This window comes from Siphonobacter aquaeclarae (genome assembly GCF_900103285.1).
In the GTDB taxonomy this organism is placed as follows: Bacteria; Bacteroidota; Bacteroidia; order Cytophagales; family Spirosomataceae; genus Siphonobacter; species Siphonobacter aquaeclarae.
Window position 1 is genome coordinate 279,230 of record NZ_FNGS01000008.1, and the last position, 24,183, is coordinate 303,412.

A 24,183-nucleotide genomic window follows, 5' to 3' on the forward strand; every position below is an offset into this window, starting at 1 on the left:
TATAATCTCGGGGCGGGTCCGCAAGGAGCCGCCTTTCCCCAACACGAGTTTTTCTAATGGAAAATACTACGAAAAGATACTGGCGAGGTCTGGAAGAACTGCGGAATGATCCGGAATTCGTTAAGAACTCACACCGCGAGTTTGCCGATGCCAGTGACATCACCGATGGGGGAGGAACGTACCGTCGGGACTTTCTGAAGATGCTTGGCTTCGGCGTGGCAGCTGTTTCCCTGGCTGCCTGTGAAGCTCCTGTTAAGAAAGTAATCCCTTACCTGAATAAGCCTGTTGACGTAGAGCCGGGCGTAGCCAACTACTACGCTTCTTCTTTCGTTGACGGTGGAGAATATTGCTCTGTCCTGGTGAAAACCCGGGAGGGGCGGCCCATTTTCATCGAGGGTAACCCCTTGTCGGGCATTTCGCAGGGCGGCGTCGGAACGCGTGTACACGCTTCCGTACTCAGCCTCTACGACAACGAGAAACTGAAAGAGCCCCATAAAGGTGGAAAGAAAACCGAATGGGAAACGCTCGATAAAGAAGTAGCAGCGGCACTGGCGAAGTCTCAGAATATCCGCCTCGTAACGGGTACTGTTCTGAGCCCGACCACGAAAGCGGTTATTGAGGCCTTCAAAGCCAAGTACCCGTCGACCGTTCATGTTTCCTACGATCCGGCCTCTGCTTACGGGCTGACGCAGGTTCACGGTGGTCAGCTTCCTGCTTTTGATTTCAGCAAAGCCAAGGTAATCGTCAGCCTCGACGCGGATTTCCTCGGCACCTGGATTTCTCCGGACGAGTTTGCCAAGCAATGGGCAGCCGGCCGGAAAGTGTCGTCAGGCAAAGGCGGTAACCGCCAGATGTCCCGTCACTATGACTTCAGCTCTATCATGTCCCTGACCGCTTCCAATGCGGATTACCGGGGTCGCCTGAAGCCTTCCCAGCTTGGTCTGGTAGCTTCTACGCTGCTGAAGCTTATCGGCGGTTCTGCTTCGACGGCTGACGTAAAAGTTGAATTCCTCGAAAAAGCAGCAAAGGATCTGAAAGCAGCTGCTCCGGGTTCTACGCTGGTAGTGAGTGGTTCGAACGACGCCAATGTTCAGGCTGTCGTTGCTGAAATCAACAAACTGCTCGGCAACTACGGAACGACGATCGCCGGCACTGCCAATTACAAGCAGGGTAACGACGACGCGTTCAACACCTTCGCAACGGAACTGAAGGCCGGCAAAGTAGACGCTGTTATCTTCTACGGCGCTAACCCGGTGTACAACAGCCCCCGCGGAAAGGAAATCGCAGAGGCTCTGCCGAACGTGAAACTCAGTGTTTCCTTCGCAGACCGCGCCGAAGAAACCGCTTCCCTTTGCCAGTACATTGCTCCGGATTCACACTTCCTCGAATCATGGGGTGACGCAGAGCCGAAGCCGGGTTACTTCTCGATCATTCAGCCGACGATCTCCACGATCTTCAACACCCGCCAGGCGCAGTCTTCTCTGTTGACCTGGGCTGGTCAGAACGGAGATTTCTACGAATTTCTGAAGAAGAACTGGGCGGCTACTATTCTCAAAACCAACAGCAAGGAAGCCTGGAACAAGGCTGTTTACGACGGCGTATTCGAGCCGGCCAAGGGTACTACCCCGGCTGCTCCTTCTACGACGTATGACCTGCTGACCGCACTCGGCAAAGTGAGCGGCACCTACCGGGCCAACTCCGACAAGCTCGAGTTCATCGCCTACGAAAAAGTAGGGATGGGTACCGGTTCGCAGGCCAACAACCCCTGGCTGCAGGAATTCCCCGATCCGATCTCAAAAGCCTGCTGGGATAACTACGCTACTCTTTCACAGAAAACGGCTGAAAAGCTGAACGTGAAGCAGAACGACGTAGTGAAGCTGGAAATCGCCGGCAAAGAAGCCATCGAGCTTCCGGTGCTGATCCAGCCCGGCCAGGTAAACGATACTGTTGGCGTGGCCATCGGCTACGGCCGGACCAAAGCCGGTAAGGCTGCTGACGGTGTTGGTAAGAACGTATTCCCCTGGATCAACGCGACTGGCGCTGATATTACTGTAACGCCGACGGGCAGCACCTACAAGTGGGGCATCGCTCAGACCCAGACGCACAACACGGTAATGGCCCGTGAGTCGGTTGTACAGGAAACGGTTCTGGCCAAGTACCAGGAAAATGCGCAGGCCGGTCGTTTCTTCCCGAAGGTGGCTACGTCTGAAGGTGCGAAAGCTCCGAACGATATTACCCTCTGGAACGGTCACAAGAAGAACAATCACAGCTGGGGTATGGTCATTGACCTCAACCTCTGTACCGGTTGCGGCGCTTGTGTGGTTGCCTGCCAGTCAGAAAACAACGTGCCGGTTGTCGGCCGTAAAGAAGTGGTGATGCGCCGTGAAATGCACTGGATCCGCATCGACCGCTACTATTCTTCGGTTCAGCCGAAAGAAGATGAAAGCGTCTTCCAGGAGCTGAAAACCCTGGAGCTTGCTTCTGAAAACCCGGAAGTAGTGTTCCAGCCGATGATGTGCCAGCACTGCTCAAACGCTCCGTGCGAAACGGTTTGTCCGGTACTCGCTACCACGCACAGCAACGAAGGGCTCAACCAGATGACGTACAACCGTTGCATCGGTACGCGTTACTGCGCCAACAACTGCCCTTATAAAGTACGCCGTTTCAACTGGTTCAAATATTTCGACGAAGACCAATTCCCCTACCACTTCAACAATGACCTCGGCAAGATGGTCATCAACCCGGAAGTAACGGTTCGCAGCCGCGGGGTAATGGAAAAATGTTCGTTCTGCGTGCAGCGTATCCAGGCTGGTAAACTTTCTGCCAAGAGAGAGCGCCGTTCCCTGTACGCCAACGAGGTGAAGGCAGCCTGCTCGGCTTCCTGCGCCACCGGTGCGATCGTCTTTGGCGATATGAACAACCCGGAAAGCGACATCTTCAAAATCCTCGCCGACGAGAAGGAAGGCCGGGCTTTCACCATGCTCGAAGAAATCAACGTTCTTCCGCAGGTGAACTACCTGACCAAGATCCGGAACAAGGATGAGGCCGATGCGCAGGCGATCCACAAGGGCGGCCACGAGAAGCCCAAGAAGGAAGCGCACAAGCACGAGAAAGAACACGCGTAATTATTTGATTCCGGCTGCTGGTCTGACCCGACCGGCAGCCGGAACCTAACTTTTGAAACTCTGAAAATTTAGAAATATGTCACACGTCAGTGCTGTCGTAAGACCTCCCTTGGTGACAGGTGGAAAATCCTACCATGATATTACGGAGGATGTCTGCCGGCAGGTGGAAGGTAAACCTACCGCTTCCTGGAAAATCGTTTTCGGTATTTCCTCCGTGGTCCTGTTTCTGGGTACCTGTTCCGTATTCTGGACCTGGTGGGACGGCTTGGGTAACTGGGGATTGAACAAGACAGTTGGCTGGGCATGGGATATTACGAACTTCGTGTGGTGGGTAGGTATCGGTCACGCCGGTACGCTTATCTCCGCGATCCTTTTGCTGTTCCGTCAGAAATGGCGGACATCTGTCAACCGGGCGGCGGAAGCGATGACGATCTTCGCCGTTATCTGTGCGGCCAGCTTCATTCTGATGCACGCCGGCCGCGCGTGGCTCGCCTACTGGTGTATTCCTTTCCCCAATACGTTCGGTTCGCTGTGGGTTAACTTCAACTCTCCGCTTATCTGGGACGTATTTGCGATCTCGACGTACTTCTCGGTATCCTGCCTCTTCTGGTATTGCGGTCTGATTCCTGACCTCGCTACCATCCGCGACCGGGCCAAGAGCAAGGTTTCGAAATTCATCTACGGCCTTCTTTCAATGGGCTGGAACGGAAATACCAAGACCTGGTTCCGCTACGAGTACGTCTCACTTATCCTCGCCGGTATTTCTACCCCCCTCGTACTTTCCGTACACACGATCGTATCCTTTGACTTTGCAACCTCGGTGATTCCGGGATGGCACACGACGATCTTCCCTCCCTACTTCGTGGCAGGGGCTATCTTCTCAGGATTTGCGATGGTAAACAACCTCCTGCTGATCGTCCGCTGGACGTTCAAACTCCAGGACTACATTACCATCGAGCACATCGAGACGATGAACAAGATCATCACCGTAACGGGTTCCATCGTAGGTATCGCTTACATCACCGAGTTCTTTATTGCTGCTTATTCAGGCGTAGAATACGAACAGTATGCGTTCATCAACCGGGCCTTCGGTCCGTACTGGTGGGCTTACTGGGCGATGATGACCTGTAACGTAGTAACGCCCCAGCTTTTCTGGATCCAGAGCATCCGCCGCAGCATCATGTGGACGTTCGCGCTCTCGGTTGTCGTAAACATCGGGATGTGGTTTGAGCGTTTCGTGATCATCGTGACGTCCCTCCACCGGGATTATATTCCCTCCAGCTGGGCTATGTTCTCTCCGACGATCATCGACATCGGCGATTACGTTTTCACCTTCGGTCTGTTCTTCTTCCTCTTCCTGTTGTTTGCCAAGTACCTCCCGGTTATCAACATGGCGGAAGTGAAGGCGGTTATGAAGAGCTCGTCCGAGCGCTTCCCGTACAAAGTGAAGCCCGGTAAAAGCACAGGAGAAAAAGTCACTGAATAAATAAAGGAATTGGCAGGCGGGTTCAACCGCCTGCTGCAATCCGTCTCACAATGGATACTAATAAGCGATTTCTGGTTGGAGTTTACGACGACGATGACGAAGTTCTGGCAGCGGTGAAAAGCGTCCGGGCCAGCGGCATCAAGGTACATGACGTATACACGCCTTTCCCGGTTCACGGACTGGACAAAGCGATCGGACATCCCCGTACCCGGATCCCTGTCGCGGCGTTTATGTTCGGCGCGCTGGGTCTGACCTGTATGTTTCTCCTGACCCTGTATACAATGGCACTCGATTGGCCGATGAACATCGGGGGTAAGGATTTTTATGCACTTCCGGATTTCATCCCGGTAATGTTTGAGTTTACGGTACTCTTTACCGCTTTCGGGATGGTGTTTACCTTCTTTATCTCAAACGGACTGTGGTGGGGTGTGAAGCCGGTGATTTTCGATCTCCGCGCGACAGATGATAAGTTTGTCGTAGCCATCGACACCGGAGCCAACCGGAAAACGGAAGCCGAAATCGAGAAAGCCCTTCGCGATACAGGTGCGACGGAAGTGAATATCAAGGAAGTGGTAGAAGAAGCAGCGTAAGATCTGAAATCACGAAACTGTCTATCTATCACATCAACTTATTGTACCAATGAAAAAATACCTACCGTTCGTATGGATTGCCGCTTCCCTCGTGGTTGTGATTCTGGCATCCATGAAACGCGACCCGCAGCATCAGGCATGGGAATACGCGCCGAACATGTACAATTCCGTCGGATACGAACCGCTGACCCAAATCAAGCCGAACCCGATCAACAGTGAGACGGGCAAAGGCAATGGCAACATGCGCGTACCGGTGAAAGGGACCATTCCCCGTCAGGCGTACGTGACGACCGACGGCGATACGGTGATCTCTGCTCTGGAAAAAATGGAATTGATTTTCCGGAATATCCCGGCTGACAGCCTCGAGATGTCTGCCGCTGTGCTGAAGAACCCGCTGCCTGCCAGCGAAGCAACTGCCAAACAGGGCCAGGTGCTGTACGGCAAGTATTGCCAGCACTGCCACGGTGAAAAAGGCAAGGGCGATGGTCTGGTCGGAAAGAAATACGGCGGGGTTCCTGTCTATTCAAGCGACGCACTTAAAGATCTCAACGACGGTCATATCTTCCACGTCATTACGTACGGAAAAGGACGGATGTGGCCCCACGGTTCACAGGTTTCTCCCGAAGACCGCTGGAAGATCATTCAGTACGTCCACAAACTTCAGCAAGAACCCTAATTTCCAGAGTTGACTGTCGTCCGGCAGCAAGGGCAACCGGCTGCAGGACACATAACCGAATAACGTAAGTACAATGGCAGAGCACAATCACCATTTTGATCCGGCTGAGATGGAGGAGTGGTATGACTTTACCTCCTCTTCAAAGCGGAAGTTGATCATCGGTATGCTGGCGGGCCTCGCAATTCTCCTGATCGGAGCGTTTATGGTGTCCAAAGGTATTGGTATCGGCATCGAGCACGCACACGAGCATGCCGGCCACGGACACGAAGGGCATGAGCACGGGCTGCCGGGCTGGGCCAAGCGTGTGGTTGCCAACCTGTGGATGAATGCCGAGTTCTTTACCGGCATTTCCGTCATCGGGATGTTTTTTGTATGTATTCAGTACCTGTCCTGGGCTGGCTGGTCTTCTATTCTGAAGCGCGTGCCCGAGGCATTCCCAGCTTTCCTCCCGATTTCGGGCGGTATCCTGATCATCCTTTACTTCGCTTTCGGACAGGAACTGTTCCACTGGCGTCATGAAGGCGTGATGGATCCGGAAAGTGAGCATTACGATGCGATCATCGCCGGCAAGAGCTGGTACCTTAATAACGCTTTCTTTATTGTCCGGACTGTTTTGTACATCGGTCTCTGGTACGGTCTCTGGGTAGTACTCCGGAACCTGTCCAAGCAGGAGGATGCCGTTGGCGGAACCGAGTGGTGGTATAAGATGAAGAACCTTGCGCGGGTATTTATCCTCGTGTTTGCGGTAACGTCTTCTACCAGTGCCTGGGATTGGGCCATGTCGATCGATACCCACTGGTTCTCGACGATGTTCGGCTGGTACCACTTCGCTTCCTGGCACGTGACCGGTCTGGCAGTAACTACGCTGGCGGTTATCAGCCTGAAGGAAAAAGGTTACCTGCGCTGGGTGAATGAGAACCACCTTCATGACCTCGGCAAGTTTATGTTTGCGTTCTCTATCTTCTGGACCTATGTATGGTTTGCTCAGTTCCTGCTGATCTACTATGCCAACATGCCGGAAGAAACGATCTACTTCCGCGAGCGTTTCAGCGGTTACGGCGGAATTTACAAGGCTCCGTTCTTCATCAACCTGCTTCTGGGATTCCTCTTCCCGTTCCTCTGGTTCATGACCCGCGACGCCAAGCGTAACCAAACGTTCCTGAAGGTCGGCGCCTCCGTTATCATCATCGGTCACTACTTCGACTTCTATCAGATGATGATGCCGGGTCTGGTCGGTGCCAACGCCGGATTCGGACTCATCGAGTGGGGTACCACCCTGTTCTTTGCTTCTGCATTCATCTACGTGATTTCGGCGCAGCTGACGAAAGCATCTATCGTGGCGAAGAACCACCCGATGCTCGAGGAAGCCGTCCACCACGATATTTAGTCCGGAGCATTCCGTCTGAGTTTAGCATTTGAAGTATTAAAAACTAAAGATTGTCATGGTTTATATCGTTGGTTTGCTGGCGGCCGTACTCCTGGTACTCACTCTCGTGGTACTGAACCGGATGTCCGTTTTTACCAAGGGTTTTGCTGCCGGTGCCGGTAGCGACAAGCCCGGGGTGGCAAACAAAATCAATGGAGCGCTGCTGCCGATCGTATTCTTCGGCGGTTCTCTCGCCGGCGTATGGTCGTTCATCGAGTCGGCTCCCAAGTTCCTCCCGGCTTCCGCTTCCGAGCACGGTGTTCATACAGACACCATGTTCTGGTGGTTCATGGCCATCGTTACGGTTGCCTTTTTCCTGACCAGCGCACTGCTGTTCGTTTTCGCGTTCCGGTATCAGTACGATCCGAAGCGCCGTGCGACGTTCTACCCGGATAACCACCGGCTGGAGCTCGCCTGGACAGTGATCCCGGCAGTGGTCATGGCGATCATGGTTTTCATGGGCTGGCGCGTTTGGCGTGATATCACGCAGGAAGCTCCTGCCGATGCTTATGTAGTGGAAGTAACCGGTAAGCAATTCAACTGGATTGCCCGTTACCCGGGTGTCGACGACAACAAGCTCGGCTCCTACAACTACAAACTCATCGACGCAACGAACGAAGTCGGTATCGACATGAGCGATGAAGCTTCTTTCGATGACGTTGTGAGCTCAACGCTTTACATTCCGAAAGGCGTGCCGGTTCTGCTCAAGATCCGTGCCCGCGATGTGTTGCACAGTGTGTTCCTTCCCCACCTTCGTGTGAAGATGGATGCCGTTCCGGGTATGCCGACCAAGTTCTGGTTCAAGGCTACCAAGTCGACGGACGAAATGAAGGCAGAAACGAACGATCCGAACTTCGAGTACCGTCTCAACTGTACCGAAATCTGCGGTCCCGGTCACTTCTCTATGAAGATGAACGTGGTAGTACTGGAAGAAGACGAATTCAAGGCCTGGCTGAAGTCGCAGAAATCATTCCTTGCGATGAATACCGGTTACCTCGAGCGCGTTCCTGCCCGTCTGAAAGCGAAAGCAATGAAGTATGCAGGTGAGGCGGAGGAAGCTCCTGCCGAAGAAGCGGCTCCTGCCGATAGCACTGCCTCTGCTGCCGGCGCTGCGGCTTCACTCCGTTAATATTGGATCTTTAAACTTCACACGATATGGCAACTGCTGCAACGACTCACGACGCTCATGCACACCACGAGCACGACCATGAGCATGAGCATCACGAGCAAAATTTTATTCAGAAGTATGTCTTCTCGGAAGATCACAAGATGATCGCCAAGCAATACCTGATTACGGGTATTATCTGGGCCTTCATCGGTGGTTTGCTGTCGATACTTTTCCGTCTTCAACTCGGTTTCCCCGATCTGAAGCTGGAAGGACTCCGCTGGCTCCTCGGCAACTGGATAAGCGCCGAAGGCAAGCTCGAACCTGAATTCTACCTCGCACTGGTGACGATGCACGGTACCATCATGGTATTCTTCGTGTTGACGGCCGGTCTGAGCGGTACGTTCTCCAACTTCCTCATTCCCCTGCAGATTGGTGCCCGCGACATGGCATCCGGCTTCCTGAACATGCTTTCCTACTGGTTTTTCCTGGTAGCAAGTGTGATCATGCTGTCGTCTTTGTTCCTGTCGACCGGTCCCGCTTCCGGTGGCTGGGTTATCTACCCGCCGCTTTCAGCGTTACCGCAGGCTTCGCCCGGTTCGGGTATGGGGATGACCCTCTGGCTCGTAGCGATGGCGCTGTTCATCGTCTCGCAGCTGATGGGTGGTCTGAACTACGTCACTACGATCATTAACCTGCGTACCCGCGGAATGTCGTTCAGCAAACTTCCGCTGACGATCTGGTCGTTCTTCTTTACGGCTGTCCTGGGTATCCTGTCGTTCCCGGTACTTTTCTCAGCGGCGCTGCTGCTGATCTTTGACCGCAGCTTCGGTACGAGCTTCTATATCTCCGAAATTTATATCGGTGGTGAGGCGCTTCCGCAGCAGGGCGGTTCCGCTATCCTGTTCCAGCACTTGTTCTGGTTCCTCGGCCACCCGGAAGTATACATCGTACTTCTTCCGGCACTGGGTATTACGTCTGAAGTAATCGCGACCAACGCCCGCAAGCCGATCTTCGGTTACCGTGCGATGATCGGTTCCATGCTCGGTATTACGTTGCTCGCGTTCATCGTATGGGCGCACCACATGTTCGTGACCGGTATGAACCCGTTCCTCGGTTCTGTCTTTATGTTCCTGACGCTGATCATTGCCGTGCCTTCTGCGGTAAAAGGCTTCAACTACATCACGACGCTCTGGCGCGGTAACATCATCTTCACGCCGGCGATGCTGTTCTCGATCGGTCTGGTTTCGCTGTTCGTTGCAGGTGGTATTACCGGTATTATTCTGGGTAACGCTGCCCTCGATATTCAGCTCCACGATACGTACTTCGTCGTCGCTCACTTCCACCTGGTAATGGGTTCGGCGTCGTTCTTCGGACTGATGGCAGGGGTATACCACTGGTTCCCCAAGATGTTCGGTCGTATGATGAACCCGACGCTCGGATACATCCACTTCTGGATTTCCTTTATCGGTGTGTTCTGCGTCTTCCTGCCGATGCACTACATCGGGATCGCCGGTTTCCCGCGTCGCTACTATTCATTCTCGACGTATGACCTGACGAACTCGTTCGCAGACATGAACATGTTCATCTCGGCAGCAGCTATCGTGACGTTTGCGGCACAGGCGCTGTTCGCTTGGAACTTCTTCTACTCGATCTTCAAAGGCAAGAAGTCTGTACAAAACCCCTGGCATTCCAACACGCTGGAATGGACGGCTCCCATCAAGCCCGGTCACGGAAACTGGGAAGGTCCTATCCCCGCTGTTTACCGCTGGCCGTACGACTATTCGAAGCCGGGCGCCGTGGAAGATTACATTCCGCAGACCGTACCGTTCTCAGCTACGCCTGAGTCGAACCTGCCCGAAGAAACCGAGCAAATCGCACTCGAAAAGGATATCGACGAACTGCACACAGAGCAGCGGATCGTTTCTGCCAAGTCCGGCGGACATTGATTTCCGGTTGCTGACTGATATTCCCGTCGCGGAGCCTCTTTCGGGGCTCCGCGATTTTTTTGTGATCAACCGGTTGAAAAAGAAGGTTTTGAGAGCGAAATTTGCGGCTCGAAACGCCGTCATACCGACCGCGTACCATTTTAGTTGAAGGAAGCATGTGGTTTAGAAAACTGGGAATAGCGACGATCGTTGTCGTGTATCTGGTGGTAGTAGCCGGTGGAGTAGTGAGAAGTACGGGAGCCGGAATGGGCTGCCCTGACTGGCCGAAATGCTTTGGTACCTGGGTACCGCCTACTGACGCGTCACAGCTCCCGCCCGATTACCAAGAGATTTTCGGGGCAAAACTCAAGGGAGAAGTCGTTTTCAATGCCGTTAAAACCTGGACGGAATACGGGAACCGGTTGGTTGGCGCCCTTGCCGGAATTTTTGTCTTCGCTACTTTTCTTGCCTCTTTGTCGTATTGGCGTAAGGACAGACCGCTTGTGTGGTTATCTTTGTGGGCGTTTTTGCTGATGGGTTTTCAGGGCTGGCTCGGAGCGAAGGTTGTGGCAACGGAGCTGAAGCCGCTCATGGTGACGGTACACATGCTGGTCGCCATTGTGATTCTGTTTATCCTGATTTATGCCGTTTCCCGGGCTTATTCCATTAGCTGGGAAGTCGGACAAATACAGCGGAAGTCTTACCTGAACCGCATTCTGGGTCTTGCGATAGGCCTTTCTGTTCTTCAGGTATTGCTTGGGACGCAGCTGCGGGAAGCAATTGACGAGGTGGTTTTCCGGATCGGATACGAAGCCCGGGACCGCTGGATCGACGAAGTTTCCCAATCCGGACTGGCTTTTTACATTCACCGGTCTTTTTCTCTTGTGATTCTGGGTGTGCACCTCTGGTTACTGCGCGCACTCTTCCGGAATACGTCAAGAGAAGGATTGGTCAACCGCTACACGCGCGCCATGGTGGCGCTGGTAGCAACAGAAGTACTGACAGGTATCGGGATGGCCTATTTCGCCATTCCGGCGTTTCTCCAGCCTGTTCACCTCACACTGGCGCTGATCCTCCTGGGAGTCCAGTTTGTGGCGTTTCTATTGTTGAACTCCGAGCAGGTCTTCGGAAAGATTAACAGGCCTTCCGGGAAACCGGCGGCGCCGTTTGCGAGCAATGTCTGAAGTAAAAACGAACGTTTGGGAGCTTACCTGGCAGGAAAAGGCGAAAGCCTATTTTGAACTGCTGAAGCACCGGCTGAGTACCTTCGTTGCCCTGTCCGGCACGTTTGGCTACTACCTCGCGGTGGATCAGGTGGAATGGATGCACCTGCTGCTGATCACCCTGGCCGGGTTTGGTATCACCGGAGCAGCCAATATCATCAATCAGATCTATGAAAAAGATTCAGATCTGCTGATGAAACGGACGCGGAACCGGCCCATTCCTTCAGGCCGGCTTTCGGTCACGGAGGCGACGGTGTTCTGCCTCATTCTGCTGGCAGGAAGCCTGTTCCTGTTCGTACATTTTTTCAACTTCCGTTCGGCGATTGTCGCCCTTCTCTCGGTCATTCTTTACGGATTTGTTTATACGCCGCTGAAGCGTTCGGGGCCGATTGCCGTCTTTGTCGGCGCAATCCCCGGAGCCTTTCCTCCGATGATCGGGTGGGTGGCGGCCACGAACCAGTTTGGCTGGGAGCCTGGCGTATTGTTTGCCATTCAGTTTTTCTGGCAGTTCCCGCATTTCTGGGCGCTTGCCTGGATGATCGACGACGACTACCGGCAGGCCGGTATCCGGTTGCTGCCTTACAACGGCAACAAAGGGCTTAAAACGGCCCGCGCGATTATGCTGTATACGGTTTTCCTGGTACCCCTCGGATGGATTCCGTACGAAATGGGTATTACCGGGATTACTTCCGCCATTCTGGCGACGCTGGGCGGGGTATTGCTCCTCGGGCATACGTTTTACCTCATGCGGGAAATCAGTGACGCAGCAGCCCGGCGCCTTTTCTTTGTAGCGATTGCGTATCTGCCCATTTTGCAGATCGTGTTTTTGTTGGATAAAGCCTGAAAAAACGGGCTGCGGCCTGTGTAGAAATGATGAATACGGAATTACCGCACCTGCGGAATTTGTCGGAAGAACCGAAACCTACGTTTTCGTTCCACCCGAAGAAATTCATGCTCTGGCTGGGAATCGCCAGCATTACCATGTCATTTGCCGGCTGGACGAGCGCCTATCTGGTGCGCCGTGCGGAGGGTAACTGGCTTGAGTTTGAAATACCGGCCATTTTCTGGTACAGTACCGGCGTCCTGCTGGTCAGCAGTATTTTTATGCACTTGTCCCTGCGTGCTGCAAAAAAAGACAAATTCGGCCAACTCAAAACGGCTATTTCGATTACTTTTGCACTCGGCTTGGTCTTTCTGTATCTGCAGATTCTTGGCTTCTACGAGCTGGTTAGTCAGGATCTGTATTTGGTGGGAAACCCTTCTGTCTCCTTTTTTGACGTACTGATTTTTATCCACGGGGTTCACGTGATCAGCGGATTGATCGTCCTGATCGTTTCCTTTGTCTCGGCCTGGCGGATGAAAATTCATGCCAAAAAACTGGATCGTCTGGAAATGGCTGCTTTATACTGGCACTTTCTGGATGGGTTGTGGTTGTACCTGTTCGTTTTCCTGCTGAATTTCCGCTGAAACGGACGAACCCCGGAAGGCGGGTCATCGCCAACACGTCTCTTACGGAGCGAAAAAACGAAATTGTTAACTGTAAAACGTATTTGAGTACATGGCAACACACGCTGCTGCTGAACCGAAACACTTATGGCTGGGCGGTGCAGAACCAATGAAGGCCAGTTATGGTAAACTGATGATGTGGATTTTCCTCCTCTCAGATGCCTTTACTTTTTCAGGTCTTCTCATTGCGTACGGCTTGGTGAGATACAGCCACCCCGCCTTCGAAGGTGCCCCCCACGATTTCGTTTTTTCCCCTCAGTACTGGCCGATTCCTGAAAAGGTATTTGAGGCCGTTCCTTTCTTCCACGGCCAGTCCATGCCGCTGGTCTTCGTCGGTCTGATGACGTTTATCCTTATCTTCAGCTCGGTGACGATGGTACTCGCGGTAGAAGCCGGCCACCGGAGAGACAAGGCTGACGTTGAAAAATGGATGCTCTGGACGATTCTCGGTGGTTTTACCTTCCTGGGTTCTCAGGCATGGGAGTGGGCTCACTTTATCCACGGAGCGGAGAAGCCGACCCTGGTAAATGACATCGTGAATGGTGTTCAGATTACGAAGGAAGTTTTTGGCGCCAACCTGCACATCAATCAGTACGGTCCGCAGCCGTTCGCCGACTTCTTCTTCTTCATCACCGGATTCCACGGTACGCACGTATTCTCAGGAGTACTCCTCAATGTTATCATCTTCTTCAACGTGTGTATGGGTCTGTACGAGCGCCGCGGCCATTATGAAATGGTTGAAAAAGTAGGTCTCTACTGGCACTTTGTCGACCTCGTCTGGGTATTCGTCTTCACGTTCTTTTATCTGGTTTAATTGAAAAGCTCATTGTCTCATGGCAACTGAATATACTGAATTTGTTGAGAAGGATGGCAAAGTGATTGCCAAGCCCCAAACCAAGGTTATCTGGCGTACATTCTGGATTCTGCTGATCATCACGGTACTGGAATTCGTCGTTGCATTTACACTGCCGCACCACATGCACCTGCTGAAGGTTGCGATCTTCGTCGGTATGACGATCCTCAAAGCGGGATACATCATCGGAGAGTTTATGCACCTTGCCCATGAAGTGAAGAGCCTGTTCTGGACGATCCTCGTACCGGTAGTCTTCATCGCCTGGCTGGTACTGGCCCTTCTCCTCGAAGGCGGCTTTATCGCTTCGTATTAAGAATTTAAAAGGAGGGAGCCTTCGGGCTCCCTGCCTGTTTGCACACTATGTGGAATTGGAAAAAAGCCGGACTCCTTACGTTACTGTTGGTAGGTCCGGTTTTGACTTTTGTATGGATCCGGTTCGGAAGTACCAACCATTTTTCCCTGCCACGGTATTTCCCCCTGAAGGATACATTATCCGGGCAGGTATTAATCCGGGAGCTTGGACCCGGCCGGGCCTGGTGGGAGCCGGAGCGTGATACCCTGTTTCATACCATTCCGGCGTTTTCGCTGCTGTCGCAGGATAGCGTTGCTGTCACGAATGAAACGTTCAAAGGGAAAATCCGCGTCGCCGACTTTTTCTTTTCCCGGTGCCCGACTATATGCCCGAAACTGTCTGCGCAACTGGCCCGTGTACAGGATGTTTTTGCATCCGATCCCGATGTTGTGCTGGTTTCGCATACCATCGACCCGCAGCACGATACCCCTTCCGTCCTCAAGCGATATGGCGGGCAGTTCGATGCACAACCCGGCCGGTGGTATTTCCTGACCGGAAACAAAGCCGATCTGTATGCCCTTGCTATCAAAGGATATAAACTGGCCGTGCAGGACGACAGCGAAAAAACACCCGCTTCGGAAACCTTCACGCATGACAGTAAGTTGGTACTCGTAGATAAGGAAGGCGTGATCCGGGGATATTACGACGGAGAAGACCGGGAAGAAGTAGATCGCCTCATTCTCGAGATCCGTATTCTGGAAGATATTTACAAGAAGCGTCAGTCAAAATGAATCAAATGGTCATTCCGGAAGAAAAACAAAAAGGGTATCTTCTCTGGATCCGCATACTATCTGTTGCCATTCCCCTGGCCGTGGCAATCTTGCTGAATCCACGTTTCCCAAAACTCCACCTGGGCGAATGGACACGGATATTGCCCCATATCAACGGCCTTATCAACACGGCGACGTCCCTGCTGCTGATAGCCGGATTCTATTTTGTGAAGAAGGGAAATGTAGCAGCGCACCGCCGGAGCATGCAAACCGCTTTTGTACTCGGGTCGCTATTCCTGGTGTCATATGTTTTGTATCACCTGACAAATGAGTCTACGACCTTCGAAGGGAAGGGAGCGCTGCTCCGTGGCTTTTATTTCTTCATTCTGATCAGCCACATCCTGTTGTCGATTGTCGTGGTGCCGTTTGTACTGCTGGCTGTTTACTATGCCTGGAGCAACCAGATCCGCCGGCATAAGCGGATTGTAAAGGTGACGTACCCGTTGTGGTTGTACGTTTCCGTTACCGGAGTCATTGCCTACCTGATGATCAGTCCTTATTACGCCTGAGCGATATGAAGAGATTCTTTTTTTCTTTGCTGCTGCTGGTCGTGACGACCGTTTCTTCTTTTGCCCAATGCGCGATGTGCCGGGCGTCGGTGGAAAGTACCTATAACGACGGGCGCTACCTGAGTGGATCGGGCCTTAATACCGGTATCCTGTACCTGCTGGCAATGCCATACCTCATCGTCGGGCTGATTGCTTATCTGTGGTACCGGCAGAGCCGCAAGGAGCATTCCCGCAAGATGGCAATCTGGCAGCGGCTACGTGGCGTCGCCCATTCCTGAACAAGACATTTTGTGTTTGATCAATTGCCGATAGATAGCCTCCCGTTCTCCGGATCGGGGGGCTTTGTTTTTGTTTTTTACTGATTTGACAAATCGTTGCCTATTTTTCGGAAACCGATGCAACCTTTTGTCATATCCCCGCATCTACCTGCTGAAGTTGGAAACCCTTATCCCAGGTCGTGAAAATTCTACCCTTGTTTCAAACGGAGGAGCAGCTGGTCAAAGCCTGTCAGAAGGCAGACCCCAAAGCTCAGCGAAGAGTGTACGACAAGTACGCTTCGCGGATGCTCTCTGTTTGCCGGCGGTATTTCAACGACGAGTACGAGGCAGAAGAAGCCATGATCGAGGGATTTGTGAAAGTGTTTGAGAAAATCGCACAGTTCAAACTGGAGGGGAGTTTCGAAGGATGGATCAGGCGGATCGTGGTGAATGAATGCCTGATGGCGCTGCGGGCCAAAAAGCAATTGGGCTGGCAGACAAGCTACGACGATGTACTGGAGGAGCCCACTCCGCAATTACCCGAAACATCACTCGAAGCGGCCGATCTGATGCGGTTGATTGAATCGCTGCCGATCGGGTACCGGACGGTCTTCAACCTGTATGCTATCGAAGGTTACAGTCACGAGGAAATCGCCCGTACCCTGCAAATAACAGAAAGTACCTCGAAGTCGCAGTTACACCGGGCCAGGGCTTTGTTGCAGCGAATGATCGTTGAAGCAGATACCCGGCAATCCATTAACTACTGACATGAAAAACGAAGAAAGGAAACACCCCGTCGATGAGCTCTTTTCCCGGAAGTTACGGGAGCTGGAGTCGAAGCCCCGTCCGGAAGCCTGGACGAGGCTGGAGGGACGGCTGGCGCACCCGCCCCGGCGGATAGTCCCTGCCTGGGTGAAATACTCGGCGGCTGCGTCCGTGCTTCTTATTGCCGGGTGGTGGATGATTCGTCCCGACGCGCCATCCGGCGCCGAAGTAGCGTCGGTTCCTTCTGTAAAGACAGCACCGGCCGGCCGCGTGGAAAAGCCGGTGGAAGAAGTTGCTCAAACCGCAACGAAGGCCGCACAGCCTGAAAGCGTTGTGCCGGAAAAAGCGGGACGGCCGGCAGCTTCGCATAAAGAGGAGAAAGTCAGGTACCAACTGGATGCCGTTCCCCGGCGTACGGAGATGACGGCACAGCCTAAACGTGTCCTTCGCGCTGAAACACTGGAAAGCCGGCCGGTCGTGCAGGTCACGCCTGAGCCGGTGATTCGCCAGGAAGAAGTTGCCGTGAAGCCTGTTGAGTCTGTCAAACCGCTGGAGGCCGTCAAGCAGCCGGCCGCGGCCAGCCTGGCGAAGGCATCAGAGGAGAAAGTGTTCGTAGTAAATGTCACTGCGCCGAACTTGGGGGAAGCAGCAGGAAGCGAACCGGATACAACGGAAAAGCGGCCGAAGGGCAAGTTTCTCGCCCGGCTTGCCAAGGGCTGGAAACATATCCAGGATGGAGAGTGGAGCGAAGTAGGGCTGAAGAAAAAAGGCATTCTGGCCCGTGCCGAAGATAATCTGTTCAACAAACGGTGAGACAACCATCTCTTTTTCTTACTAAGTTATGAAAGCAGTATTTGCAACCCTGCTGGCCGTTATCGGATCGCTGGGTATCGCTTCGGCGAAGACGACCGACATGAAACGGGATTCAGTGATTGTCGTCATGGGAGACAAGTCGAGAATCATCATCTACGGGGAGAACAAGGAAGAGCTGAAGAAGCTGATGAAGTACGACATCAATCGCCTCCTGAAAGATGTGGGAGCGAAGATTGACTCAACTTCGGAGCAGGGGACGACCAAAATCGTTCTGGGAGAGATGGACGGTACGAAGTATGCCGCGAAACAAAACGCATCCATACGCATCACGCGGAAAGGTATTGAGATTGAAACGGCAAATACTGATTCGACGGGTAACAAATCTGTAAAGCGTTTGCGTCCGTCGCGGCCATGGTATAAAAACGATCAGGACAATTTTGTTCTTTCGCTTGGCTTGAATGTATACGGAAAGAACGACGGAGGCAGCCAGTATGCCGACCCGAACCTGTACGACCTGCGCCCGCTGGGCTCACGCTATGTTTCGTTGGGTTTCTACCGGAATCCGGCGATTATCCCGGGGCAGAATGTAGCGCTTCGATTAAAACTGGGGTTCGATTTTTCCTGGTACAACCTGATGTTTGAAGGCAACAATGTAGCTACCAAAGGGCCGGATCGCATCGAGTTTCCGGAAAGCACTACTCCGCTGAAAAAGAGCAAACTGACGGCCTGTTATTTCAATATTCCGGTAATGCCGACAATCGCTTTCCGGAAGGGTATTGTTTCACATATTGCCATCGGAGGTTATGCGGGGTACCGGATCGACAGCTACACCAAAACCAAGACCGAAGGCGGCAAGAAGGACCACAAACACGCCGGCTACTGGCTGGAGAATTTCCGGTATGGAGTAGGGGCGGAGCTTGGTTTCCGGAACTCGGTGGATTTGTTTGTACAATACGACCTCAACAAGCTCTACCAGGCTAACCGCGGCCCGGAAGTGCAGATGGTGAGTTTCGGCGTCCGGTTTAATTGAGATTTTGCTGAAAGCGGGCCGTCCGGAGGGGCGGCCCGCTTTTTTTTGAAGAAATTTCTGTCGTACTGCAAAGTCGGAAATGTGATTGAACTGGTTGGTACTGAAATCATTAGGCTCGGATAGAAACAGGGGTATGGTTCATTCCAAAATATTTTTTTCACGAAGGTGTTGACAAGGGGCCCCAAACTGATATACCTTTGCGACTCCAAAGCCGACGGTAATGGGAAAGTTCTCTGAAAAGAGTTTGAAATTTTAACCATTTGGGGCGATACCAGAGTGGCCAAATGGGGCAGACTGTAAATCTGCTGGCGTATGCCTACGGTGGTTCGAATCCATCTCGCCCCACAATTCAGGACGGATATCTTGCCGGTATCCGTCCCTGATCATGCGGGCGTAGCTCAGTTGGTAGAGCGGCAGCCTTCCAAGCTGCAGGTCGCGGGTTCGAGCCTCGTCGCCCGCTCTCGAGTAGAGCAAGTCTTCATAGTTCTTTTAGGAGACAGCTTCCGATTTACGGCAACAGGCAGTTCGCTGCTTTTCCGTGAAATCCATCAGGCAACTTGTAGTCAAGATTTTGCCTTTGTAGCTCAGGGGTAGAGCACTTCCTTGGTAAGGAAGAGGTCAGGGGTTCAAATCCCCTCAAAGGCTCTGAAACTTTCCGGCCTGAATTTGCCAGAGAGATCAGAATTGCGAAATCCCTCTTCCGTTGTGGAGAGGGAATTTTTTCGTAACGAAAGGTGCAAGTGACTCATCGCAGGTAACTTTCATCCAAATAAAACCCAATAGCGAAACCGATAATTCTTTCAAACAATGGCAAAAGAGACTTTTGACCGCTCGAAACCACACGTAAACATTGGTACGATTGGTCACGTTGACCACGGTAAGACGACCCTGACTGCTGCCATCACGAAGGTTCTTTCTGAAAAAGGTCTGGCAGAGAAAAGAGATTTCTCTCAAATCGACAATGCACCTGAAGAGCGTGAGCGTGGTATCACCATCAACACGGCACACGTCGAATACCAAACTGTGAATCGTCACTACGCGCACGTTGACTGCCCTGGTCACGCCGATTACGTGAAGAACATGGTTACGGGTGCTGCTCAGATGGACGGTGCCATCCTCGTGGTAGCTGCTACCGACGGTCCGATGCCCCAGACGCGTGAGCACATCCTTCTCGCCCGTCAGGTTGGTGTACCCCAGCTGGTAGTGTTCATGAACAAGGTTGACATGGTTGACGATCCCGAGCTTCTCGAACTCGTCGAAATGGAAATCCGTGACCTCCTGAGCTTCTACCAATTCGACGGCGACAACATTCCGGTTATCCAGGGTTCTGCACTGGGTGGTCTGAACGGCGAGCCGAAGTGGGTTGAAACCATCGACAAACTGATGGAAGCAGTTGACTCATGGATCCCGACTCCTCCGCGTGAAACGGACAAGCCGTTCCTGATGCCGGTAGAAGACGTGTTCTCTATCACGGGTCGTGGTACGGTAGCTACCGGCCGGATCGAAACAGGTGTTATCAACTCTGGTGACCCGGTTGAAATCCTCGGTATGGGTGCTGAAAACCTGAAGTCTACGGTAACGGGTGTGGAAATGTTCCGCAAGATCCTCGACCGCGGTGAAGCTGGTGACAACGTAGGTCTCCTCCTCCGTGGTATCGAAAAAACCGATATCCGTCGCGGTATGGTTATCTGTAAGCCCGGTTCTGTGAAGCCCCACAACCACTTCAAGGCTGAGGTGTATATCCTCTCCAAAGAAGAAGGTGGCCGTCACACGCCGTTCTTCAACAAGTACCGTCCCCAGTTCTACTTCCGTACCACGGACGTAACAGGCGAAATCAAACTTCCCGAGAACGTGGAAATGGTTATGCCGGGTGACAACATTACGATCGACGTAACCCTGATCAACCCGATCGCTATGGATAAGGGTCTCCGTTTCGCTATCCGCGAAGGTGGCCGTACCGTAGGTGCTGGTCAGGTAACGGAAATCCTCTAATCAGGATTCTCTGATATACCTTTCTAAAGAGGCTGTTTCATTCGTGAGACAGCCTCTTTGATTGTTAGAAACGACCGTACGCTTTTTCTGTGAAGTCTGTGTATTCTGTGAGAAATAAAATTATTCTCACAGAATACACAGACTTCACAGAAAGCTAGCCGGAAGAAGGGGTAGCGGAGCCGGGTGTAGGAAGAGGGGCTAAAAAATATCTGAAAAAAGTTGAACGTTTTATTTGATCTGACTCGTTCAAACGCTATTTTTGCAGTCCCAAATCGAGTATTAAAGTACACGGGCATAGTATAAGGGTAGTACAGAGGTCTCCAAAACCTTCGGTCTGGGTTCGAATCCTGGTGCCCGTGCAGTGAATTTCAGGTTTAAGGTTTAAAAGGAAGTTGGCTTCCAGTGGAGGCCGGCGCGTTTTAAACTTTAAACCTGAAGAGTTTAAACCAGAAACAATGGAAAAGGTCACGTCTTTGTTCAAGGCCTCCTGGGAGGAAGTTACGCAGCATATTACCTGGCCTCCTTTCAAGGAGCTGCAATCCAGCTCCTGGCTGGTGTTGATCGCATCACTGATCTTTGCCCTGGTGGTAGGTCTGATGGACGCCGGTTTCCAGAATGTATTGAACGCTTTCTACAGTCTCTCCAAGTAAGCTGAGTAGCTGTTTCGTGTTTTGAGTTTCGCGCCCGGTGTGCGGTTCAAAACGCAGGACTCCCAACTCAAAACGTCAAAGAATTATGAGCAACGTGAATTGGTATGTTTTGCGGGCTGTGTCAGGGCAGGAGAAGAAGGTGAAGTCCTATCTGGAAAACGAAGTAGCCAGACAGGGACTGACCGAATCGGTACCGCAGATTCTGATTCCGACGGAGAAGATCGTGGAGATGCGTAACGGAAAGAAGCGGATTCGCGAGAAGGCTTTTTTTCCGGGGTATATCATGATTTCAGCCGATTTGTCCAACGGAGAAGTCATGCACTTGATCACCAGTATGCCGGGCGTAATCGGCTTTCTGGGCAGTAATGACAAGGACAAAAATGCGGCGAAAATACCCGTACCCCTCCGGGCTTCTGAAGTAAAGCGGATGCTGGGTCAGGTGGACGAGGTCGTAGAAGAAGCGGCTGTCGCTTCGGTATCCTTCCTCAAGGGTGAATCGATCAAGGTAATGGACGGCCCGTTCAGCGGCTTCTCCGGTACGATCGAGGAAATTTTCGACGATAAGAAAAAGCTCCAGGTGACCGTCAAAATCTTCGGACGGAATACACCGGTAGAATTGAGCTACGCTCAGGTAGAAAAAGAAAGCTAGTACAGACTCCGTTGAGTGAGCTTCGGAGTAGCAGGCAAATCCGGCTTCCACAGAATTGTCTCGTTGTACCGCTTCTTTCGATAGATGCAACAGGGCTGCCCGGCAGCCTCAAATTTTATCCAAACAATGGCTAAGCAAATCACTGGATACGTTAAACTGCAGGTGAAAGGTGGTCAGGCAAACCCGTCGCCCCCGATCGGTCCGGCGCTGGGTTCCAAGGGTCTGAACATCATGGAATTCTGCAAGCAGTTCAACGCCCGTTCCCAAGACAAAATGGGTCAGGTGCTGCCGGTCTTGATTACGTACTACTCGGACAAATCGTTCGATTTCGTTATCAAGACTCCTCCGGCTGCCAACCTGCTGCTGGAAGCTGCAAAGGTGAAACTGGGTTCTGCCCAGCCTAACCTGAAGAAAGTAGGCTCCGTCAGCTGGGACCAGATCCGTACCATCGCCGAAATCAAAATGCCGGATCTCAACTGCTTCACCATCGAAGCAGCGATGAAGATGGTTGCCGGTACTGCCCGTTCTATGGGGATCACCGTTTCCGGTACCGCCCCCTGGCAGGCTTAATTTTTCGCAAACGGGGGAGAACAAGGGGTGATCGTTTGATCACGTACGTTCGTCACTTACCCCAAAAACACCATTCCAATGGCGAAGTTAACCAAGAAGCAAAAAGAAGCGCGCGCCAAGTTTGATCAGGCAGCCGCGTATGACCTGGAAAAGGCAGCTTCCATTCTGAAGGAAATCTCTTACACCAAGTTCGACGCATCTGTTGATATCGATGTTCGTCTCGGCGTAGACCCCCGTAAGGCAGACCAGATGGTCCGTGGCGTTGTTGCCCTGCCGCACGGAACCGGGAAAGATGTCCGTGTTCTCGTTCTCTGTACACCTGACAAGGTAGAAGAAGCCAAGGCTGCCGGAGCCGACCACGTCGGTCTCGATGATTATATCGAGAAAATCATGGCAGGCTGGACTGATATCGACGTGATCATCACCATGCCGACCGTAATGGCAAAAATCGGCCGTCTGGGTAAAATCCTCGGTCCCCGCGGATTGATGCCCAACCCGAAGTCTGGTACGGTAACACTGGAAGTAGGTAATGCGGTGAAGGAAGTGAAGGCTGGTAAGATCGATTTCAAAGTCGACAAGACCGGTATCATTCACACTTCTATCGGTAAAGTTTCTTTTGAACCGGGTAAACTGGCTGAAAACGCGCAGGAGGTAATCAACACCCTCATGAAGCTGAAGCCGTCCTCGGCAAAAGGTACCTATGTGAAGAGCATCTTCCTGTCAAGTACCATGAGCCCGAGTGTGCAAATTGATAAAAACACTGTAAACGGTCTGTAAGTCATGACAAGAGAAGAAAAAGGTGTGATCATCGAGGAGCTGGCTGAAAAGTTCAAGACCACTCCGTATTTCTATATTACCGATGCAGGCGGCATGTCCGTTGCGCAGACGAACGATCTTCGCAGAAAATGCTTCCAGGCCGGAATCGAGTACCGTGTTGTAAAAAACACCCTCATTGCGAAAGCACTCGAGCAACTCGACACCGACTACGTTGAATTCACCGAGAATGTTCTCAAAGGATTCAGCGGCATCATGTTCCATCCGGAATCGGGTAAAGCTCCTGCCAAACTGATCAAGGACTTTATCAAGGAATCCGGAAAAGCCAACAAGCTCAAGTTCAAGGGTGCTTCTGTTGACTACAGCGTATTCATCGGCGAAGATCAGCTCGAAACGCTCCTCAACCTGAAGTCCAAGCAAGAACTCGTCGGCGAAATCATCGGCCTTCTCCAGTCTCCCGCGAAGAACGTTATCAGCGGTCTTCAAGGTGGTGGAAACAAGATCGCCGGTATCCTCAAGACGCTCGGCGAGCGTCCCGAGTAACCTTCGGTTCATTCGGCTCCGGCCGGGAACTGAACTCCGATTTGGCTTCCAAGCCTGAATATAAATCACTCTGTTTTTAACTCATTTCGAAAAAATTTAACGAATAATAAAATGGCAGATTTGAAAGCATTTGCTGAGCAGCTGGTAAACCTGACGGTTAAGGAAGTTAACGAACTCGCACAAATCCTGAAGGATGAGTACGGTATCGAGCCTGCTGCTGCTGCTCCTGTAGTTGTAGCTGGTGGCGCTGCTGCTGGTGGTGATGCCCCGGCCGCTGAAGAAAAGACTTCTTTCGACGTAATCCTGAAGAGCCCCGGCGCTGGTAAGCTGCAAGTGGTGAAGGTTGTGAAAGATCTGACCGGTCTTGGCCTGAAAGAAGCGAAAGAACTGGTTGACGGTGCTCCGAAGCCGGTGAAAGAAGGCGTTACGAAAGACGAAGCTGAAGCACTGAAGAAAGCTCTCGAAGAGGCTGGTGCTGAAGTTGAAGTGAAGTAATTGCTTCCTTTCCGATTGCAAAGCAGAATAGACCCAGTCTCCGGGCTGGGTCTTTCCTGCGTTCATACGGGAAGGCGATAGCATACACTTGCCGGT

Annotated in this window: 25 protein-coding genes and 4 tRNA genes; all 29 read left to right on the forward strand. The window is 52.4% G+C overall.

From position 1 onward, the window contains the following. The first annotated feature begins 56 nt into the window (after nt 1-56). The 29 genes from BLR09_RS20580 (at nt 57) to rplL (ending at nt 24,087) form a co-directional block, all read left to right on the forward strand. The gene (locus tag BLR09_RS20580; protein WP_093207449.1) at nt 57-3,125 is read left to right on the forward strand and encodes a TAT-variant-translocated molybdopterin oxidoreductase; all 3,069 of its coding nucleotides are present in this window, start codon (nt 57-59) and stop codon (nt 3,123-3,125) included. 76 nt (nt 3,126-3,201) lie between these two features. Then, on the forward strand, nt 3,202-4,611 hold the full coding sequence (nrfD, locus tag BLR09_RS20585; RefSeq protein ID WP_093207452.1) for an NrfD/PsrC family molybdoenzyme membrane anchor subunit: 1,410 nt from the start codon (nt 3,202-3,204) through the stop codon (nt 4,609-4,611). A gap of 50 nt (nt 4,612-4,661) precedes the next feature. After that, nucleotides 4,662-5,201, forward strand: a complete 540-nt coding sequence (locus tag BLR09_RS20590; protein ID WP_093207454.1) for a DUF3341 domain-containing protein — start codon at nt 4,662-4,664, stop codon at nt 5,199-5,201. Nucleotides 5,202-5,250: 49 nt separating this feature from the next. Beyond that, complete coding sequence (locus BLR09_RS20595) at nt 5,251-5,877, forward strand: c-type cytochrome (RefSeq protein ID WP_093207457.1); 627 nt, start codon at nt 5,251-5,253, stop codon at nt 5,875-5,877. A 73-nt stretch (nt 5,878-5,950) separates the two neighbouring features. Beyond that, a complete protein-coding gene (locus BLR09_RS20600) occupies nt 5,951-7,264 on the forward strand; it encodes a quinol:cytochrome C oxidoreductase (protein WP_093207459.1) in 1,314 nt (437 codons plus the stop codon). A gap of 55 nt (nt 7,265-7,319) precedes the next feature. Next, a complete protein-coding gene (locus BLR09_RS20605) occupies nt 7,320-8,432 on the forward strand; it encodes a cytochrome c oxidase subunit II (protein WP_093207463.1) in 1,113 nt (370 codons plus the stop codon). A gap of 26 nt (nt 8,433-8,458) precedes the next feature. Then, nucleotides 8,459-10,357: a cytochrome c oxidase subunit I gene (locus tag BLR09_RS20610; RefSeq protein WP_093207465.1), complete on the forward strand. Its 1,899-nt coding sequence runs from the start codon at nt 8,459-8,461 to the stop codon at nt 10,355-10,357. 155 nt (nt 10,358-10,512) lie between these two features. Further along, nucleotides 10,513-11,520, forward strand: a complete 1,008-nt coding sequence (locus BLR09_RS20615) for a COX15/CtaA family protein (protein WP_093207468.1) — start codon at nt 10,513-10,515, stop codon at nt 11,518-11,520. Continuing rightward, a complete protein-coding gene (cyoE, locus tag BLR09_RS20620) occupies nt 11,513-12,403 on the forward strand; it encodes a heme o synthase (protein ID WP_093207470.1) in 891 nt (296 codons plus the stop codon). Before BLR09_RS20615 ends, cyoE begins: the two co-directional genes overlap by 8 nt. Before the next feature lie 29 nt (nt 12,404-12,432). Further along, complete coding sequence (locus BLR09_RS20625) at nt 12,433-13,026, forward strand: cytochrome c oxidase subunit 3 (RefSeq protein WP_093207566.1); 594 nt, start codon at nt 12,433-12,435, stop codon at nt 13,024-13,026. Between the two features lie 91 nt (nt 13,027-13,117). Further along, nucleotides 13,118-13,879, forward strand: coding sequence for a cytochrome c oxidase subunit 3 (locus BLR09_RS20630; RefSeq protein ID WP_093207472.1), 762 nt, complete (start codon nt 13,118-13,120; stop codon nt 13,877-13,879). Between the two features lie 19 nt (nt 13,880-13,898). Beyond that, nucleotides 13,899-14,231 carry a cytochrome C oxidase subunit IV family protein gene (locus BLR09_RS20635; protein ID WP_093207475.1) on the forward strand — a complete coding sequence of 111 codons (333 nt, stop codon included), beginning with the start codon at nt 13,899-13,901 and terminating at the stop codon, nt 14,229-14,231. A gap of 47 nt (nt 14,232-14,278) precedes the next feature. After that, nucleotides 14,279-15,001: an SCO family protein gene (locus tag BLR09_RS20640; protein WP_093207477.1), complete on the forward strand. Its 723-nt coding sequence runs from the start codon at nt 14,279-14,281 to the stop codon at nt 14,999-15,001. Further along, complete coding sequence (locus BLR09_RS20645) at nt 14,998-15,549, forward strand: DUF420 domain-containing protein (protein WP_093207480.1); 552 nt, start codon at nt 14,998-15,000, stop codon at nt 15,547-15,549. Before BLR09_RS20640 ends, BLR09_RS20645 begins: the two co-directional genes overlap by 4 nt. Before the next feature lie 5 nt (nt 15,550-15,554). Continuing rightward, nucleotides 15,555-15,827 (forward strand): hypothetical protein, encoded by a 273-nt coding sequence (locus tag BLR09_RS20650; RefSeq protein WP_093207481.1) that lies wholly within the window; start codon nt 15,555-15,557, stop codon nt 15,825-15,827. Between the two features lie 179 nt (nt 15,828-16,006). Next, on the forward strand, nt 16,007-16,573 hold the full coding sequence (locus BLR09_RS20655) for an RNA polymerase sigma factor (RefSeq protein WP_093207484.1): 567 nt from the start codon (nt 16,007-16,009) through the stop codon (nt 16,571-16,573). A 1-nt stretch (nt 16,574) separates the two neighbouring features. After that, nucleotides 16,575-17,384, forward strand: coding sequence for a hypothetical protein (locus BLR09_RS20660; RefSeq protein ID WP_093207485.1), 810 nt, complete (start codon nt 16,575-16,577; stop codon nt 17,382-17,384). 28 nt (nt 17,385-17,412) lie between these two features. Continuing rightward, nucleotides 17,413-18,414: an outer membrane beta-barrel protein gene (locus tag BLR09_RS20665; protein WP_093207487.1), complete on the forward strand. Its 1,002-nt coding sequence runs from the start codon at nt 17,413-17,415 to the stop codon at nt 18,412-18,414. 262 nt (nt 18,415-18,676) lie between these two features. After that, nucleotides 18,677-18,759, forward strand: a tRNA-Tyr gene (locus BLR09_RS20670). 42 nt (nt 18,760-18,801) lie between these two features. Further along, nucleotides 18,802-18,874: transfer RNA gene (locus BLR09_RS20675), tRNA-Gly, on the forward strand. A gap of 113 nt (nt 18,875-18,987) precedes the next feature. Further along, nucleotides 18,988-19,059, forward strand: a tRNA-Thr gene (locus BLR09_RS20680). Between the two features lie 162 nt (nt 19,060-19,221). Further along, the gene (gene tuf, locus BLR09_RS20685) at nt 19,222-20,406 is read left to right on the forward strand and encodes an elongation factor Tu (RefSeq protein ID WP_093207488.1); all 1,185 of its coding nucleotides are present in this window, start codon (nt 19,222-19,224) and stop codon (nt 20,404-20,406) included. 288 nt (nt 20,407-20,694) lie between these two features. After that, nucleotides 20,695-20,765: transfer RNA gene (locus BLR09_RS20690), tRNA-Trp, on the forward strand. Between the two features lie 96 nt (nt 20,766-20,861). Next, entirely contained in the window at nt 20,862-21,056 is a 195-nt protein-coding gene (secE, locus tag BLR09_RS20695) for a preprotein translocase subunit SecE (protein ID WP_093207490.1), read from the forward strand. Nucleotides 21,057-21,141: 85 nt separating this feature from the next. Next, a complete protein-coding gene (nusG, locus tag BLR09_RS20700; protein ID WP_093207491.1) occupies nt 21,142-21,705 on the forward strand; it encodes a transcription termination/antitermination protein NusG in 564 nt (187 codons plus the stop codon). A gap of 126 nt (nt 21,706-21,831) precedes the next feature. Then, a complete protein-coding gene (rplK, locus tag BLR09_RS20705; protein ID WP_093207493.1) occupies nt 21,832-22,275 on the forward strand; it encodes a 50S ribosomal protein L11 in 444 nt (147 codons plus the stop codon). Nucleotides 22,276-22,353: 78 nt separating this feature from the next. Further along, nucleotides 22,354-23,052, forward strand: a complete 699-nt coding sequence (gene rplA, locus BLR09_RS20710; protein ID WP_093207494.1) for a 50S ribosomal protein L1 — start codon at nt 22,354-22,356, stop codon at nt 23,050-23,052. Nucleotides 23,053-23,055: 3 nt separating this feature from the next. Next, nucleotides 23,056-23,592 carry a 50S ribosomal protein L10 gene (rplJ, locus tag BLR09_RS20715; protein WP_093207496.1) on the forward strand — a complete coding sequence of 179 codons (537 nt, stop codon included), beginning with the start codon at nt 23,056-23,058 and terminating at the stop codon, nt 23,590-23,592. Nucleotides 23,593-23,703: 111 nt separating this feature from the next. Beyond that, nucleotides 23,704-24,087, forward strand: a complete 384-nt coding sequence (gene rplL, locus BLR09_RS20720) for a 50S ribosomal protein L7/L12 (RefSeq protein ID WP_093207497.1) — start codon at nt 23,704-23,706, stop codon at nt 24,085-24,087. The last annotated feature ends 96 nt before the right edge of the window (nt 24,088-24,183 follow it).